The sequence below is a fragment of the Stappia stellulata genome, assembly GCF_020176715.1.
In the GTDB taxonomy this organism is placed as follows: Bacteria; Pseudomonadota; Alphaproteobacteria; order Rhizobiales; family Stappiaceae; genus Stappia.
In genome coordinates, this window is the sequence record NZ_JAIVMF010000008.1 from 29,222 (window position 1) to 45,752 (window position 16,531).

General features: G+C 66.0%; 16 protein-coding genes. 11 read left to right on the plus strand and 5 right to left on the minus strand.

The window, feature by feature from the left end:
- Positions 1-41: 41 nt before the first annotated feature.
- The 4 genes from LC092_RS11275 to LC092_RS11290 form a co-directional block, all read right to left on the minus strand.
- Positions 42-1,817, minus strand: coding sequence for a sodium:solute symporter family protein (locus tag LC092_RS11275; protein ID WP_224806631.1), 1,776 nt, complete (start codon positions 1,815-1,817; stop codon positions 42-44).
- 18 nt (positions 1,818-1,835) lie between these two features.
- A complete protein-coding gene (locus tag LC092_RS11280) occupies positions 1,836-2,102 on the minus strand; it encodes a DUF4212 domain-containing protein (RefSeq protein WP_224806632.1) in 267 nt (88 codons plus the stop codon).
- A gap of 344 nt (positions 2,103-2,446) precedes the next feature.
- Entirely contained in the window at positions 2,447-2,884 is a 438-nt protein-coding gene (locus tag LC092_RS11285) for a MarR family winged helix-turn-helix transcriptional regulator (RefSeq protein ID WP_224806633.1), read from the minus strand.
- Positions 2,881-3,372 (minus strand): flavin reductase family protein, encoded by a 492-nt coding sequence (locus tag LC092_RS11290; RefSeq protein ID WP_224806634.1) that lies wholly within the window; start codon positions 3,370-3,372, stop codon positions 2,881-2,883. The genes LC092_RS11285 and LC092_RS11290 overlap by 4 nt, the downstream gene beginning before the upstream one ends.
- A gap of 161 nt (positions 3,373-3,533) precedes the next feature.
- Between LC092_RS11290 and LC092_RS11295 the strand changes: the two genes are divergently transcribed.
- The 8 genes from LC092_RS11295 to LC092_RS11330 all read left to right on the plus strand — a co-directional run bounded on the left by LC092_RS11295 (position 3,534) and on the right by LC092_RS11330 (position 12,327).
- Positions 3,534-4,580: a peptidase M29 gene (locus LC092_RS11295; RefSeq protein ID WP_224806635.1), complete on the plus strand. Its 1,047-nt coding sequence runs from the start codon at positions 3,534-3,536 to the stop codon at positions 4,578-4,580.
- Complete coding sequence (locus LC092_RS11300) at positions 4,577-5,353, plus strand: alpha/beta fold hydrolase (protein WP_224806636.1); 777 nt, start codon at positions 4,577-4,579, stop codon at positions 5,351-5,353. Before LC092_RS11295 ends, LC092_RS11300 begins: the two co-directional genes overlap by 4 nt.
- A 26-nt stretch (positions 5,354-5,379) precedes the next feature.
- Positions 5,380-6,651, plus strand: a complete 1,272-nt coding sequence (locus LC092_RS11305) for an acyl-CoA dehydrogenase family protein (RefSeq protein ID WP_224806637.1) — start codon at positions 5,380-5,382, stop codon at positions 6,649-6,651.
- Complete coding sequence (locus LC092_RS11310; RefSeq protein WP_224806638.1) at positions 6,648-8,186, plus strand: class I adenylate-forming enzyme family protein; 1,539 nt, start codon at positions 6,648-6,650, stop codon at positions 8,184-8,186. Before LC092_RS11305 ends, LC092_RS11310 begins: the two co-directional genes overlap by 4 nt.
- 29 nt (positions 8,187-8,215) lie before the next feature.
- The gene (locus tag LC092_RS11315) at positions 8,216-9,244 is read left to right on the plus strand and encodes a TRAP transporter substrate-binding protein (RefSeq protein ID WP_224806639.1); all 1,029 of its coding nucleotides are present in this window, start codon (positions 8,216-8,218) and stop codon (positions 9,242-9,244) included.
- Positions 9,241-9,741 carry a TRAP transporter small permease gene (locus LC092_RS11320; RefSeq protein ID WP_224806640.1) on the plus strand — a complete coding sequence of 167 codons (501 nt, stop codon included), beginning with the start codon at positions 9,241-9,243 and terminating at the stop codon, positions 9,739-9,741. Before LC092_RS11315 ends, LC092_RS11320 begins: the two co-directional genes overlap by 4 nt.
- A gap of 94 nt (positions 9,742-9,835) precedes the next feature.
- Positions 9,836-11,128, plus strand: a complete 1,293-nt coding sequence (locus LC092_RS11325; protein ID WP_224806641.1) for a TRAP transporter large permease — start codon at positions 9,836-9,838, stop codon at positions 11,126-11,128.
- A gap of 134 nt (positions 11,129-11,262) precedes the next feature.
- Complete coding sequence (locus tag LC092_RS11330) at positions 11,263-12,327, plus strand: DUF2336 domain-containing protein (protein WP_224806642.1); 1,065 nt, start codon at positions 11,263-11,265, stop codon at positions 12,325-12,327.
- Positions 12,328-12,462: 135 nt separating this feature from the next.
- Here the strand turns inward: LC092_RS11330 and LC092_RS11335 are convergent, their stop codons facing one another.
- The gene (locus LC092_RS11335; protein ID WP_224806643.1) at positions 12,463-12,711 is read right to left on the minus strand and encodes a hypothetical protein; all 249 of its coding nucleotides are present in this window, start codon (positions 12,709-12,711) and stop codon (positions 12,463-12,465) included.
- Between LC092_RS11335 and leuC the strand changes: the two genes are divergently transcribed.
- The 3 genes from leuC to LC092_RS11350 all read left to right on the plus strand — a co-directional run bounded on the left by leuC (position 12,704) and on the right by LC092_RS11350 (position 16,364).
- Positions 12,704-14,116 (plus strand): 3-isopropylmalate dehydratase large subunit, encoded by a 1,413-nt coding sequence (gene leuC, locus LC092_RS11340; protein ID WP_224806644.1) that lies wholly within the window; start codon positions 12,704-12,706, stop codon positions 14,114-14,116. The genes LC092_RS11335 and leuC overlap by 8 nt on opposite strands.
- 143 nt (positions 14,117-14,259) lie before the next feature.
- Positions 14,260-14,817 carry an HNH endonuclease gene (locus LC092_RS11345; protein WP_224806645.1) on the plus strand — a complete coding sequence of 186 codons (558 nt, stop codon included), beginning with the start codon at positions 14,260-14,262 and terminating at the stop codon, positions 14,815-14,817.
- Positions 14,818-14,978: 161 nt separating this feature from the next.
- Complete coding sequence (locus LC092_RS11350) at positions 14,979-16,364, plus strand: TadE/TadG family type IV pilus assembly protein (RefSeq protein WP_224806646.1); 1,386 nt, start codon at positions 14,979-14,981, stop codon at positions 16,362-16,364.
- Positions 16,365-16,531: the final 167 nt, after the last annotated feature.

Below are 16,531 nucleotides of genomic sequence, written 5' to 3' on the forward strand. Positions count from 1 at the left end.
CGCCCGTGGGCGGGGGTCGATCTTGTCGCAGTGCGCTGCCGTCAGTGGTCGACGGCGGCACCGGCGCCGCGCGGGATACGCACGGATTCCACCAGGTCCTGGATCTCCTGCGGCGGCTCCGCCGTCTGCATCGACACCAGATAGGCGACCGCGAAGTTGAAGATCGCGCCGATGGTGCCGAAGGAGGCCGGGGAGATGCCGAAGAGCCAGGCGTCCGGCGTGTTCGGCAGCAGGTTGGTGCCGGGGATGAAGAACATGCCCAGATAGGTGAACACGTAGCCGACCGTGAGGATCAGGCCCGTCAGCATGCCGAAGATGGCACCTGTCGAGTTCACCCGCTTGGAGAAGATGCCCATCATCAGCGCCGGGAAGATCGACGCCGCGGCAAGACCGAAGGCAAGCGCCACCGTCTGGGCGGCGAAGCCCGGAGGATTGAGGCCGAGCCAGGTGGCGACGATGATCGCGCCGGTCATCGCGAGGCGGGCGGCAAGCAGCTCGCCCTTTTCCGAGATACCCGGGTTGAACACCGACTTGATCAGGTCGTGCGAGATCGCCGAGGAAATGGCGAGCAGCAGGCCGGCAGCGGTCGACAGCGCGGCGGCGAGACCGCCGGCGGCGACGAGTGCGATCACCCAGCCGGGAAGCTGTGCGATTTCCGGATTGGCCAGCACGAGGATGTCGCGGTTGACGTTCAGTTCGTTGCCATTCCAGCCGAACTCCTGCGCCTTGGCGGCAAAATCGGCGTTCTTGTCGTTGTAGAACTGGATGCGGCCGTCGCCGTTCTTGTCCTCGAAGGAGAGGAGCCCGGTCAACTCCCAGTTCTTGAACCACTGGGGGCGATTTTCATAGGCGAGGTTGCCTTCCGGCGACCCGACTTCGCCCGTCTGGATCGTGTCCATGATGTTGAGGCGGGCCATGGCGCCGACGGCCGGAGCGGTCAGATAGAGCAGGGCGATGAAGACCAGCGCCCAGCCGGCGGACCAGCGCGCGTCGGCGACCTTCGGCACGGTGAAGAAGCGGATGATGACATGCGGAAGACCCGCGGTGCCGATCATCAGCGACATGGTGAAGAGCACCATGTTCAGCGTGTTGGAATGGTGGCCGGTGTAGCTGGCGAAGCCGAGATCGGTGACGATCTGGTCGAGCTTGGCCAAAAGCGGCTGGCCGCTTGCCGTGTGCTCGGAGAACAGGCCGAGCGAGGGGATCGCATTGCCGGTCAGCGCCAGCGAAATGAAGATCGCCGGGATCGTATAGGCGGTGATCAGAACGACATATTGCGCGACCTGGGTGTAGGTGATGCCCTTCATGCCGCCCAGCACCGCGTAGAAGAACACGACCGTCGAGCCGATCAGAAGACCGGTGGTCACATCCACCTCGAGGAAGCGGGCGAAGGTCACGCCGACGCCGGTCATCTGGCCGATGACATAGGTGATCGAGGCGACGATCAGGCAGATCACCGCGACGATGCGGGCGGTCTGCGAGTAGAAGCGGTCGCCGATGAACTCCGGCACCGTGTATTTGCCGAACTTGCGCAGATAGGGAGCAAGCAGCATGGCGAGCAGCACGTAGCCGCCGGTCCAGCCCATCAGGAAGGTCGAGTTGTCATAGCCGGTGAAGGCGATCAGGCCGGCCATGGAGATGAAGGACGCCGCCGACATCCAGTCGGCTGCCGTGGCCATGCCGTTCATGACCGGCGGAACGCCGCGGCCGGCCGCGTAGAACTCGCCGGTCGACCCGGCGCGTGCCCAGATGGCGATACCGAAGTAGAGCGCAAAGGACAGCCCCACGACGATGTAATTGAGTGTTGTTTGATCCATCGATCAGGCCTCCCGGGCTTATTCCTCGACGCCGAACTGGCGGTCGAGCTTGTTCATGCGCCAAGCGTAAAAGAAGATCAGAACCAGAAAGACCAGGATCGATCCCTGCTGGGCGAACCAGAAGCCCAGGTCGGTTCCGCCGACCTTGATGCCCGATAGCAGCGGGCGGAACAGGATGCCCATGCCGAAGGACGACAGGGCCCAGATGATCAGGCTGTTGCGGATCAGGGCGAGGTTGGCCTTCCAATAGGCCTTGCCCGCCTCCGTAGCGTTTTCGTTGCTCATGCGATTTCCTCCACAATTCTGTCGCGACCGCATCCGCGACCGGAGCGGGGAAAGACGGCCACGAGTGTCGCGCGGCCTGTGCCGCGCGGCATCGCCCGAGGGCTCGCCCGACGCGATGTCGGCCGTCCCGCGGTCCTCCCGGTCTGTCCGGCTTTCCCGTGTCGCCGATCTTGTCCGATGCGTTCCGGCGCGGCGCAATCCGCCGCCCCGGCCAATGACGGCCACAGGTTATTCGTGCGCTGCCATCTTGGCCGGACCATACAACCAAGCGAAACGCAGGCGAACCGAGACATTCGGTTAATGCGGGTTACTGCGGAGGAGCCGGTCCTGGCGGAATGTGCCGATCAGGGCGCGCGGTCGATCAACTGCGTGAGCGCGGCTTTCAGGATGTCCGCGTTCTCCGGCCCCAGCGCGTCGAGCAGGCGCGTCTGGTGGTCCATCGCGCGGGCAATCAAGGAATCGACGCGCTGCTCGCCCGCAGGCGTCAGGCGGACCCAGACCCGGCGCCGGTCGTCCGTGTCGGCGTGGCGCTCGAGCAGCCCTTGCTCGACGAGCTTGTCGACGGTCTTGGAGATCGCCGGCTGGTTGGCGAGGCAACTGCGCGCCAGTTCTCCGACGGTCAGGCCCTGGTCGGTCCCCTTCAGCGACGCAAGAACCCGCCAGACGGCGATGGACACGCCCTGCGCGCGCACCTGCTGGTGAAACTCCGCGCTGGCGACGCTGGAGGCGCGGGCCAGCAGGTAGAGCAGATAGCCATCGACGAAGCGCCCCGACCCGCTCATGGCAGGGCCGGCGCGTAGCACGGCGTTGCATAGCGTCCGCCGTGGTAGAGAAGCGGCTCGCGGTCGCGGGCGTCGAAGGCTTCCACCTGTCCCAGAAAGACGATGTGGTCGCCGCCCGGGACCCGTGTCGCGTGGCTGCATTCAAAGACCGCGGTCACGCCGTCCAGGATCGGAACGCCGCCGAGGCCGGCGCGCCAGTCGACGCCTGCGAAGCGGTTCTCCACCGGCCGGGCGAAGCGGTCGGACAGGGCGCGCTGGTCGGAGGCGAGCACGTTGATCGCGTAGTGGGTCGCGCGTTCGAAGATCGCGAGATTGCGCGAGGTCCGCGCCAGGCTCCACAGCACCATCGGCGGATCGAGGGAAACGGAATTGAAGGAATTCGCCGTCAGCCCGACCGGACGGCCGTCGCCGTCGAGCGTGGTGACGATGGTCACCCCGGTTGCGAAGCGGCCGAGCGCTGCCCGAAAATCTCGGTGGTGGGTCATCATGGCCTGGCCCCCTGTCTGGTCGCGGTTCCGTCTGATGGCGGGTGTCGGTTCAACTGTAAAAATATTCCTTTTCATACAATAACGATATTGCTACGATCCTCCAAGTTCTTTTCGGTTCCTGCGCAAAAGCATGGCCAGGAACAACATTCGGGAGGGTGTGCATGCTTGCCGATCGGATCGAGGGCAAATGGATCGTCGCCTTCGAGCGGGTGTTCGCTCTTTGCAGGGTGACGAAGGGCGAGACGGTCGCGCTCCTGTCGGAAACCCAGTCCCGCCCTCTCAACGTCCATATCGCGGAGCTTGCGCTGCAGCGCCTCGGGGCGACGGTGTTCCATATCGTGGTGCCGACGCCGCCGCAGGATGCGCCCGTGCCGGTGCGCTCCACCGGCGCCTCCGCTGCGCTCGGCGGCCAGGACGCCGCGGTCAAGGCACTTGCCGCGAGCGGGCTGGTGGTCGATCTCACCGTCGAGGGCCTTTTGCATGCGCCCGAACTCCCGCGCATCATCGCCGATGGCGCGCGGGTGCTGATGATTTCCAACGAGCATCCGGATGCCCTTGAACGGCTGTTGCCGCAGGAGCGCGACAAGGATCGGGTGCGCGACGCGGTCGCCCGTATCCGCGGCGCGTCGGCGATGACGGTAACCTCGAAAGCGGGAACCGATCTTTCCGTGGCGATGGAGGGCGCCTCCACCGTCGGGATCTGGGGCTGGTGCGACCGGCCCGGCAGCGTTGCCCACTGGCCGGCGGGCCTTGTCGTCAGTTTCCCGAAGGCCGGCAGCGTCAACGGCACGCTGGTCCTCGATGCGGGCGATGTAAACCTCACCTTCAAGCGCTATCTGGAAAGCCCGGTCCGGCTGACCATCGTCGATGACTATGTCACCGCGATCGACGGTCACGGAACGGATGTCGAGCTGACCCGGCGCTACCTGGCGGCCTGGGGCGAACGCGAGGCCTATGCGGTCAGCCACGTCGGCTTCGGCATGAACGAGGCGGCGCGCTACGAGGCGCTCGCCATGTACGACCAGCGCGAGACCAACGGCACGGAAGTCCGGGCCTATTCCGGCAACTTCCTGTTCTCCACCGGTGCCAACGAGTTCGCCGGGCGGTTCACCAAGGGACACTTCGACATTCCGGTGCGCGGCTGCACCATCTCGCTCGACGGCGAGGCGGTTGTCGTCGACGGCGAGCTGATCGAGGCGCTGCGGTGAGCGGCGGCGATCACCTGCGCGCGACGGGGGGCGCGCGCGCTGTCGTGTTCCTGCACGGGATCGGCGCGGGGGCGGAGATGTTCGCGCCGCAGATTGCCGCGCTCGGCCGCAGCTGCGACGTGATCGGCTGGAACCTGCCCGGTTACGGCGGCCACGACCTTGACGGCGAAATGACCTTCGAGGGGCTGAGCGCCGCGCTTCTCGCCTTCCTCGACCGGCTGCATCTCGCCCGGGTCGATCTGGTCGGCCATTCCATCGGCGGCATGTTGGCGCAGGCCTTCGTCGCCCGTCATCCCGAGCGCGTGCGCACGCTGGTGCTGTCGGCAACGACCGCCGCCTTCGGCAGCCGCGACGGCAGCTTCCAGAAGCAGTTCGTCGCCGAGCGGCTCGCGCCGCTCGACGCCGGGCGCCGCATGCCTGAGCTCGCGGCGGAATTCGTGCCGGGTCTCGTCGGGTCGCGGGCAGTGCCGGAGGCCGCCGATCAGGCGCGCGCGGCAATGTCCGGGGTGCCCGAGGCGACCTATCGCGCCGCGATCCGCTGTCTTGCCACCTTCGACGAGCGCGAGGCGCTTTCCAGAATCCCGGTGCCGGTTCTCCTGATCGCCGGCGGCGAGGACCGCAATGCGCCCGCACCCACCATGCGGCGGATGGCGGAGAAGATCCCGGCCGCGCGTTTCGTCGAGCTTGCGGGCATCGGACATCTCGCGCCGCTGGAATGCCCGGACGAATTCACCGGAGAGATCCGCAGCTTCCTGAAAGACACGCCCAGATAAGAAAACCGCCAGAGAGGACCCGCTTCATGACCATCGCCGACCTTGATGCAACGGACATCGACCGGCCGATCTTCGATCCGGCGGCGTTCCGTCTCACCGAACAGGAAGCCGAATTGACGAGCCTGGCGCGCCGGGTCGCCCGGACGCGGTTCGCGCCGCGGGCGGAGCAATACGACCGCGAGGCGACCTTTCCGACGCAGAATTATCGCGACATGCATGAGGCCGGTCTGCTCGGCATCTGCGTGCCGAAGGAAAACGGCGGCCACGGCGCGCCGTTTCGCGCCTACATGATGACGGCGGCGGAGATCGGGCGCTATTGCGGCGCCACCGCGCTGACCTGGAACATGCATGTCTGCTCCTGCCTGTGGACCGGCGCGCTGACCGACGATCTCGACATGAGCGCGGCCGAGCGCGAGCTCCACCTGGAGCGCAGGGCGCGTCACTATGCGCGTATTCTCGACGACGGGGCGATCTACTCGCAGCCGTTTTCCGAAGGCGGCGCGGCGGCGGCGGGCGCTGCCCCCTTTTCCACCAGCGCGAAACAGGTCGACGGCGGCTGGCTGATCAACGGCAAGAAGATCTTCGCCTCGCTGTCCGGTCATGCGGACTATTACGGCATTCTCTGCGGCGAGATGAAGGAAGGCGAGAAGCCCTCGCGCCGCGACACGATGTATATCGCCGTGCCGGCCCGGGCCGAGGGCGTGGAGGTGGTCGGCGACTGGGATCCGCTCGGCATGCGCGGGACGGTGTCGCGCACGCTGATCTTCAAGGACGTCTTCGTGCCGGACGACGAGCAGCTGATGCCGCGCGGGGTCTACTACCAAGCGGCAAGCCGCTGGCCGCACATGTTCATGACGCTGTCGCCGACCTACATGGGCATCGCCCAGGCGGCCTATGATTTCACCATCAAGTATCTGCGCGGCGAATGGCCCGGCCTGCCCCCGGTCAAGCGGCGGATGTTCCCGACGAAGCAGATGGGCGTCGCCCAGATGCAGCTGATGCTGGAACAGACCAAGGCGCTGTGGTTCCAGGCGATCACCGAAGCCGGTCCCGATCCCTCGCGCGAGCAGATGATGCGCGCCTGGGCGGCGCATTATACCGTGATGGAAAACGCCAACGAGATCTGCCAGCTTGCCGTGCGCACCTGCGGAGGACAGTCGATGCTGAAGACCCTGCCCCTGGAGCGGCTTTACCGCGACAGCCGCTGTGGCTCGCTGATGCTGCCCTGGACGGCGGAGATCTGTCTCGACAGAATTGGCCGCGAAAGCCTGTATCTGCCGGGAGAAAGCGACGCGTGACCTCCATCGACAGCTGGATCGAAGCGCATGCCCGCTTCACCCCCGACAAGCCGGCGGTGCTCTTCGACGGCGAGGTCCTGACCTATCGCGAGATGGCGGGGGCGGTCGGCAGGCTGGCCGGCTACCTGCGGTCCGAGCACGGGATCGGTCGCGGCGACCGGTTCGCCTATCTCGGCACCAATGCGCCGGACACGCTGGCGCTTCTGTTCGCCGCCGCCCGGCTCGGAGCCATTCTGGTTCCGCTCAACTGGCGTCTCGCGCCGCCGGAGCTTGCCCATGCGGTAACCGACAGCGGCGCGCGCCTGCTGATCCATCAGCCGGCGTTCGCCGCGGCGGTCGCCGCGATGGCGCAAGACGGCGCGCTGCCGTCTGCCATTTCCGCCGATCCGGGCGACGGCGGTCTGATCCGCATGGCCGCGGAGCATGCGCCGATCCGGCCCGAGGCAACCGCTGGAAGTGCCAGGGATGCGTTGCTTCTGGTCTATACCTCGGGCACGACCGGCCGTCCCAAGGGGGCGGTGCTGACGCAGGCGGCGGTTCAGGCCAATGCGCTCAATGCCATCCACATGCAGGGGCTGACGAGCGAGGACTCCGTCTTGACGGTGCTGCCGATGTTCCACGTCGGCGGGCTGAACATCCAGACCACCCCGGCGCTCTACGTCGGGGCGAGCGTCGTGCTGCATGACCGGTTTCACCCGGACAAGGTGCTGAAGAGCCTTGCCGCCGACCGGCCGAGCCTGACCGTTCTGGTTCCGGCGACGCTGGCCGCGCTGCTGGCCCATCCCGGCTGGCCGGAGGCGGATCTCTCAAGTCTGCGGCTTGTCGCGACCGGATCGTCGGATGTGCCGCATCCCTTGATGCGCGGGTTCATCGAGCGCGGGGTGCCGGTTCTCCAGGTCTATGGCGCGACGGAAACCGGCCCGGTCTCGATCTACCAGCGGCTCGACGACGCGGACGCAGAATTCGGTGCGATCGGACGCGCCGGTCTGCACACATCCGCGCGCATCACCATCGACGGACGGGAAGCAGGCGTCGGCGAGGTCGGCGAGATCGAGCTCAAGGGGCCGAATGTGACCGCCGGCTACTGGAACCGTCCCGAGGCGACGCGCGCGTGTTTTCGCGACGGCTGGTTCCGGACCGGCGATCTGGCCGAAGTCGACGACAACGGCGTCTACTGGTTTCGCGACAGGTTGAAGAACGTGATCATTTCCGGCGGCGAGAACATCTATCCGGCGGAGATCGAGCGGGTCCTGCGCGAATTCCCGGAGGTGCGGGAAGCCGCCGTCGTGGGAGTCGACGATGCACAGTGGGGCGAAACGCCGGTCGCGGTGGTCGTGCCGCTGTCGGACGGCGGTTGCGATCCGCGCGCGCTGCTTGGACAATTCGACGGGCGACTTGCCCGCTACAAGCATCCGAAAGCCCTTGTTTTCGCAACGGCACTTCCGCGCAATGCGCTCGGCAAGATCCAACTGGATAAGGTCCGCAAAATGGCGGAGGATGCCCTTACACGCGAGACCGCACAAAAAAAAGCCTGACAAATCCAGGCAAGCAGAGGGGATTACTCATGAGAAAGCTTTTCGGCGTCCTGGCAACCCTGGCCACCATCGGGGGGGCGGTTGTCGGCACGGCCCTGCCGGCCTCGGCGGAAACCACCTTGCGCGTTTCCAACTGGCTGCCGCCGTCGCATCCGATCGTGCGCGATATCTTGGCCCCCTGGGGCGAGCAGGTGAGCGAGGCCACCGACGGCCGGGTGACGGTGGAGATCATGACCTCGCCGATCGGCAAGCCGCCGGCCCAGTTCGACCTGATCCGCTCCGGCGCCGCCGATGTCGGCTATGGCGTTCACGGCTATACGCCGGGCCGGTTCAAGCTGACGCCGATCGTCGAGGGGCCGTTCCTCTCCGACAGCGCCGAAGCGCTCTCGGTCGCCTACTGGCGGGTGCAGGAGGCCATGCTCGAGGCGGCCGACGAGCACAATGGCGTCAAGCTGCTGACCGTCTTCACCCACGGCCCGGGCATGATCTACACCACCGACACGCCGGTCTCCTCGGTCTCCGATCTCGCGGGCCTGAAGATGCGCATCGGCGGCGGCGTGGTTGCCAAGATCGCCGAGCGGCTCGGCATGGTCGGCGTGCAGGCGCCCTCGCCGCAGGTCTATGAGATCCTCGCCAACGGCGTTGCCGACGGCATCCTGTTTCCGGCCGAATCCGTTCCCTTCTTCCGCATCGACGAGGTGGTGCGCAATGGCGTTTCCGTGCCGGGCGGGCTCTACAACACCTCCTTCTTCGTGGTCATGAACCGGCGCACCTGGGACGGGCTGTCGGAGGAAGACAAGGCCGCCATCGACAGCGTTTCGGGCGAAGCCATGGCGCGGCTCGCGGGCCAGGCCTGGGATGCGGCGGATGCGGCCGGCACCAAGGTGATGAGCGACAAGGGCGTTGCCCTTTCGCAGGCCGATGCGGCGATGACCGCCGAACTTGAGGAAGAGCTGGCCGGCATCGAGCAGGGCTTCCTCGACGCCGCCGCCAAGAGCGGCGTCGACGGCGCGGCCGCGCTGGAAATGCTCAGGGCCGAGATCGCCAAGGCGCAATGACGGGACTGCGTTCCAGCGACGGCGCGGGCGGCGGCCTGCGTCGCCTCGTCGGGGCGGCGGGCCTTGTGCTGCGCCTTGCCGCCTCCCTGCTGCTGTTGACCATGATGATCGTCACCTTCGTCGACGTGCTGGGGCGCGAGGTCTTCTCCGCGCCCCTGCCGGGAGCCTATGAATTGACCGAGGTGCTTCTCGCGCTGGTGATCTTCGTCGGGCTTCCGATCGCCACGGCGCGGCGCGAGCACGTCTCGGTCGACCTGCTGGTCGCCCGCCTGCCGGGCCCGCTGCGGCGCGGGTTCGCGGTGCTTGCGGCGGTGATTACGGCGCTGGTTCTCATGGTGCTGGCGTGGCGTCTGTCCGTCAGCGCCAGCGACTTCACGGCCTATGGCGATGCGACGGTCTATCTCGGCGTTCCGCTCGGCCCGGTGGCCGCGGCCATGGCGGGGTTCACGGCGATCGCCGCGGTGGTCGCCGTCGTCGTCGTCTTCCGGCGCGACTGAGCGCGGCCCGTCCCGTCCCGTCTCCGGCGCCGCCGCCGGACCCTGCCCCTCCCGCACCGGCTTGCGGTGTGTCTGCGACTTGGAAACTGGCGTCATGGAAACCTGGTTGCCCGGCCTCCTGATCCTTATCGTGGTGATGTTCGCCGGCGTTCCCATCGCCATGGCGATGGCGGCGGTCGGCGGTCTCGGCCTCGCCGCGATGCTCGGCATCGGCCCGGCGCTTGCCATCGTCGGCCAGACGACCTTCGACACCGGCCTGTCCTATTCGCTCTCCGTGGTGCCGCTCTTCGTGCTGATGGGAAATCTGGTGACGCGGGCGGGCCTGTCGGACGAACTCTATGCCGCCTGCCATGCCTGGCTCGGCCACCGCCGGGGCGGGCTGGCGATGGCGACGGCGGTCGCCTGCGGCGGCTTTTCGGCCGTTTGCGGCTCGTCGCTTGCCACCGCCGCCACCATGGGCAAGGTGGCGCTGCCGCAGATGCGCCGCTACCGCTACGACGACGGGCTGGCGAGCGGCGTCATCGCTGCCGGCGGCACGCTTGGCATTCTCATTCCGCCGAGCGTCATTCTCGTTCTTTACGGGGTCACGGCGCAGCAGGACATCGCGCGGCTCTTCATCGCCGGCATCGTGCCCGGCATTCTCGGCATCCTGGGATATATGGCGGCGGTGCGCATCACCTGCTGGCGCAATCCGGCCGCCGGACCGCCGGCCGAGCGCATGCCCTATGCCGCCCGTTTCAAGGCGCTTTGGGGCGTGTCCGGGATCGTCGGACTGTTCGTTCTGGTGATCGGGGGCATCTACACCGGCGCCTTCACCGCGACCGAGGCGGCCGGCATCGGCGCCAGCGGCGCCTTCGTCATCGCCCTTTTCCGCGGTCGGCTGACGCTGCGCAGCCTGCTGGAAACGCTCGCCGATACCGCCGCCACGACGACCATGATGTTCATGGTGTTGATTGGCGCGCTGATCTTTTCCAATTTCGTCAATATCGCCGGCCTGCCGTCGGCGCTTGCCGGCTTCGCGCGCGCCTCCGAGCTTCCCGCACCGGTGATCCTCGGATGCATCCTGCTGGTCTATCTCTGTCTCGGCATGGTGCTGGAAAGCCTGTCCATGGTGCTCCTGACCGTGCCGATCTTCGCGCCGGTGATGGCAGCGCTCGGCTACGACCTGGTGTGGTTCGGCATCGTCGTCGTCGTGGTCACCGAAATCAGCCTGATCACACCGCCGGTGGGGTTGAATGTCTTCGTGCTGAAATCCGTTCTGCCGGATGTGCCGCTTTCGACGATCTTTCGCGGCGTGCTGCCGTTCGTGGCGGCGGATATCGTCCGGCTGGCGCTCATCGTCGTGGTGCCCGGGCTGGTGCTCTTCCTGCCCGACCTGATGCGCTAGGCAGAAGTCTTACACGAGTATTTACCTTACCGTTGCGTCGGGTTTGTATTTTTACGCCGGTTAACTGAATCCTCGTCTTTGCCATCTCAAATCGACCGATAACAAAACGCAATCAAGATCCAACGAGGTCGACTGTGCAAACCCTCGCCAGCATCAAGGCACTCAGCCTTGCCGCCACTCCCGACGATCGCCGCACCCTGGTGCTTGCCATCACGCAGGCGTTCGACGCCGTTCAAAAAGCTCCGTCCGACGATGAAAACGCCCTTTTTTGCGAGGTGGTCGGACGCATTCTCGACCAGCTCACGGAGAGCGTGCGCGCGGAAGTGGCGCAGAAGCTGGCGCCGATGGAGCGAACGCCGGAAGCGCTCGCCTTCAAGATGGCCAGCGACGAGTCCATCGCCGTTGCCGGTCCGGTGCTCGAACAGTCGACCAAGCTCACCGACGCGCAACTTGTCGAGATCGCGGAAAATCGCGACGACAGTTATCGCATGGCGATTGCCAAGCGCGAGAGCGTTTCGGAGGCGGTGACGGATGTGATCGTCGAGAAGAGCGGGCGCGAGGTTCTCCAGGCGATTTCGGGGAACCGCGGCGCCGCCTTTTCGCAAAAGGGCGTCGGCGTGCTGCTTGAGCGCGGGGGCGAGGACGCCACCGTGCAGCAGAACCTTCTGGCGCGCTCGCGCGACGACGGAAGCATGGCCGGCAAGATCCGCAATGCCCTCACCGAAGGCCTGCGCAAGAAGCTCGGCGACTTCGTCACGCAACTGCCGGCGGAGGAAATGGATCACGCGGTGGAGATCGCCCAGCAGGCCTATATGGCCGAAAAGGGCGTGGCGCGCCGCGCGCGTATGGCACGCAAGCTGATGCTCGACGAGATCAACGCCGGCAAGATGCAGGTGGACGAGGCGGTCACCCAACTGTCGCGCGAGAAGCGGATCGACGATCTCGGCTGGCTCGCGGCGCAGATCCTGCAGATCCCTGAGACGATCGCCCAGGGGGCCTTCAATGCGGTCGCCGTCGATACCGCCGTCATTCTCGGCCGGGCGCTGGGGGTGAGCGAGAGGACCTTCCAGCTGGTCGCGACCGCGCGTCGACAGGTGCTGTCGCTGCCGCCGGAAAGCGAGGCGGCGGCGCTCCAGGAATTCTCCGCCCTCAGCCAGATGGAAGCCAGCCGCGCCATCCGCCTGCTGAAGATGCGCTGACCGGCGGCGCGCGCGAACGATCCGACCTTGACCCGAACGGGGGTTCTGCGCCATTGAAGGACGCGGAGCCGTCTTGCCTGGCGAACCGCCCGCTGCCCGTCCCGGGACGGCCTCGGGTCCAGGGCAGACGGATCATCAGGGATCCTTCAGCGGCAGGGCCTTTTTCAAATGTCGAATGCCGACACATGCGGACACGATGTCGCCGGGCGGACAATGCCCTGGCGCCGCGTCATCATGTGCGATCGTCGGCGCCTGCCCTCCCGTTTCCATGCCCGGCTGAGCGCCGTCATCGGACTGGACGATCTCGGCTGACACGGCCCCGAGTTCGCCGCGCGCCGACGCGCCGGCCCCCCGCAAGTTTTTCAAGGAGAGACGGATGAGCACGTCGAGAACCCTCTACGACAAGATCTGGGACGACCATGTGGTCGATACGCAGGAAGACGGTACCAGCCTGCTCTATATCGATCGCCATCTCGTGCATGAGGTGACCAGCCCGCAGGCCTTCGAGGGCCTGCGCATGACCGGCCGTCAGGTGCGCCAGCCGGGCAAGACGCTCGCGGTTGTCGATCACAATGTGCCGACGACCGACCGCAGCCACGGCATCGACGACCCGGAATCGGCGCTGCAGGTCGACACGCTCGCGAAGAATGCCGGCGCCTTCGGCATCGAGTATTACAGCGAGACGGACAACCGCCAGGGCATCGTGCATATCGTCGGTCCCGAGCAGGGCTTCACCCTGCCGGGCATGACCATCGTGTGCGGCGACAGCCACACCTCGACCCATGGCGCCTTCGGCGCGCTGGCGCATGGCATCGGCACCTCGGAGGTCGAGCATGTGCTCGCCACCCAGACGCTGATCCAGAAGAAGGCCAAGAACATGCGGGTCACCGTCGACGGCGAGCTGCCGGACGGCGTGACGGCCAAGGACATCATTCTCGCCATCATCGGCGAGATCGGCACCGCCGGCGGCACCGGCCATGTGATCGAATACGCGGGCGAGGCCATTCGCGCGCTGTCGGTCGAAGGGCGGATGACCGTCTGCAACATGTCGATCGAGGCGGGCGCGCGCGCCGGCCTGATCGCGCCGGACGAGAAGACCTTCGCCTACATCAAGGATCGCCCCAAGGCGCCGAAGGGTGCGGCCTGGGATCAGGCGGTCGCCTACTGGAAGACGCTGTTCACCGACGAAGGCGCGCATTTCGACAAGGAAATCCGTCTCGACGCGGCCAACCTCCCGCCGATCGTCACCTGGGGCTCCAGCCCCGAGGACGTGGTGTCGGTGACCGGCAGCGTGCCGGACCCGGACGAGATCGCCGACGAGAACCGCAAGTCCTCCAAGAAGCGCGCGCTGCAGTACATGGGCCTGGAAGCGGGAACGCCGATCACGGACATCACGCTCGACCGCGTGTTCATTGGCTCCTGCACCAACGGTCGCATCGAGGATCTGCGCGCCGCCGCCGAGGTCGTGCGCGGCCACAAGGTGGCGGACACGGTCAGCGCCATGGTGGTTCCCGGATCCGGCCTGGTGAAGGCGCAGGCCGAGGCCGAGGGCCTTGATGCGATCTTCAAGGAAGCCGGCTTCGAATGGCGCGAGCCCGGCTGTTCGATGTGTCTTGCCATGAACGCCGACAAGCTGGCGCCGGGCGAACGCTGCGCCTCCACCTCGAACCGCAACTTCGAGGGCCGTCAGGGCTTCAAGGGCCGCACCCATCTGGTGTCGCCGGCGATGGCGGCGGCCGCGGCGATCGCCGGTCACTTCGTCGACATCCGCGACTGGCCGAAAGGCTGACGTAGCGTCAAAAAACCGCGCGCGACGCCCGTTCGCGCGCGGTTATCTGCTTCACAAGACTGTCACTGTCGCTCTACACTATGCCGGCATCGGGGCGCGCCGAGGCGCTGCTCCCGTTCTTGAACGGCACGAGGAGCGAAGGTGTGAACGTCGCTATCTCTCCAGGGGCTCATCCGGCCCTTGTTTTGAATGCGGACTACCGGCCACTTGCCTATTATCCGCTGTCGCTCTGGGGGTGGCAGGACGCGGTGAAAGCCGTGTTTCTCGATCGGGTGAACATTGTCTCCGAATATGATGTCATCGTTCGAAGTCCGAGCAGCGAATTCCGGCTTCCCAGCGTCGTCTCCCTGAAAAGCTACATCAAACCAAACCGCTATCCCGCCTTTACCCGTTTCAATGTTTTCCTGCGCGACCGGTTCCAGTGCCAGTATTGCGGCGCCCGAGAGGAACTGACCTTCGACCATCTCGTGCCCCGGTCGAGCGGTGGCCAGACCACCTGGCAGAATGTGATAACCGCCTGCTCGCCCTGCAATCTGCGCAAGGCCAACAAGTCCTGCGAGGACATCGGCATGTGGCCGTTTCACATGCCGTTCGCGCCGAGCGTGCAGGACCTGCACAACAACGGCCGGCAGTTTCCGCCGAACTATCTCCACGACAGTTGGCTCGACTTTCTCTACTGGGACACCGAACTGGAACCGTGAGCGACAATCCGTCCGGGTTTCGCAGGTCGGGTTAACGGTCCGTTTATCCTGTGGGCAGATACCCCGCTGCCTGCACGGCCGCGTTAACCGGGCCAAAGCCTTTTCTCGCGCAATCTTGTCGCAAAAGGACGTCGAACGACGGCGCCGCTGGAGTGCGTGAGATGACAGGCTGGAAGTTCAACGCGAAAACCGCGCGGTTGCGTGCCTTTGCAGAGGATCGTGCGGGCGCGATCCTGCCGCTTTTCGCCATGGTGCTGGTCTTCGTGATCGTGGCCGCCGGGGCCGGGATCGATTTCGCCCGCGCCGTCAACCAGCGCCAGTCTCTGGCGCGCGGCCTCGACGCGGCGATGCTGGCTGTCGCCCGCGAATTGTCGATCCGCAACATGTCGGAAGGCGAGATCCGGACCTTTCTCGACGAGAATTACGCCGCCTATTTCGGCGCGAACGGTGAGGGTTCCAGTGTCGCCGGCGCCACCGTGACGATCGAGGAGCCGCAGATCAACACGCAGACCCGCCAGATCGCGGTGGCGGCAAGCGCCAGCGTCCCGACCTTTTTCATCGGATTGGGGGGCCTTGGGCCGGAAAAGCTCGACGTGTCCGTCAATGCGCAGGCGGTCTATCCCAAGAGCGTGGAGGCGGCGCTGGTGCTCGATGTGACCGGATCGATGGGCGGCTCCAAGATCCGGGCGCTGCGCGATGCGGCGGCTGCCTTCGTCAACACGCTGGTGCCGCCGGATTCCGCCGACGCCAACGAAAAGGTCCGCATCGCCGTCATTCCCTATGCCTCGGGGGTGAATATCGGCTCCACGCGGGCAACCAAGGCGACCGGTGGATGGAATAGATCGCGCAGGTCATTCGAGTATTGCGTGACCGAGCGCGGCGGCGCGCAGGCCTATACGGATGACAGCTATACAACGGCGGTTGTTGGACCCGGTACCGTTCGCAGCGGCAACAAGCGCGGCTACTACAAGAGCGGCAACAGGGTTCGCAGCAGTTCCGGATTTGTGTGCCCAAACGCGAAGCTCGTTCCGCTGACGCTCGACCCGGGGTCGTCCTCGAAAAGCGGGACGCCTCTTCACACGATCGCAAACCTGAATGCGTCGGGAAACACTGCCGGCCAGACCGGCGTTGCCTGGGGGTGGTACACGCTCTCCAGCCGCTGGTCGGGACTTTGGCCGAACGAAAGCCGTCCGGCGCCTGAATCCGACGAGCGCGTGTTGAAATACATGCTCCTGATGACGGACGGCGAATTCAACACCTACTTCCAGCCCGCGCGCGTTCGCGGCGTGGACTATGACTGGCTGGCACATACGGGCGGGTCGGAATCCACCAATCGCGCGATCCGCTTGTGTGAGGAAGCAAAGGACAGCGGCATCAAGATCATCACCGTGGGCTTCCAGATCGGCGGCAATTCGAATGCCAAGAAGGTCATGGAAAAGTGTGCCTCGACGCCGTCGGACTATTATCTCGCCGATGACGACGACGAGCTGATCGAGCGTTTTTCGGCCATCGCCAACCAGATCAAGACGACCTATCTGGCGCGCTGAGCTTGCGCCGGCGAGCGTTGTTGTCTCTCGGTCTTCTGTCAGGAAAATTCCACCTCACCCGAAAAAAGCGGGTGTGTGGCGAAGCGGTGCACTGCCGTCCTGGTCTCAGGCCGTCACCCCGGGCAAGGCGAAGCCGCGACCCGGGGCCTATTCGTTCCCAGAGCGGC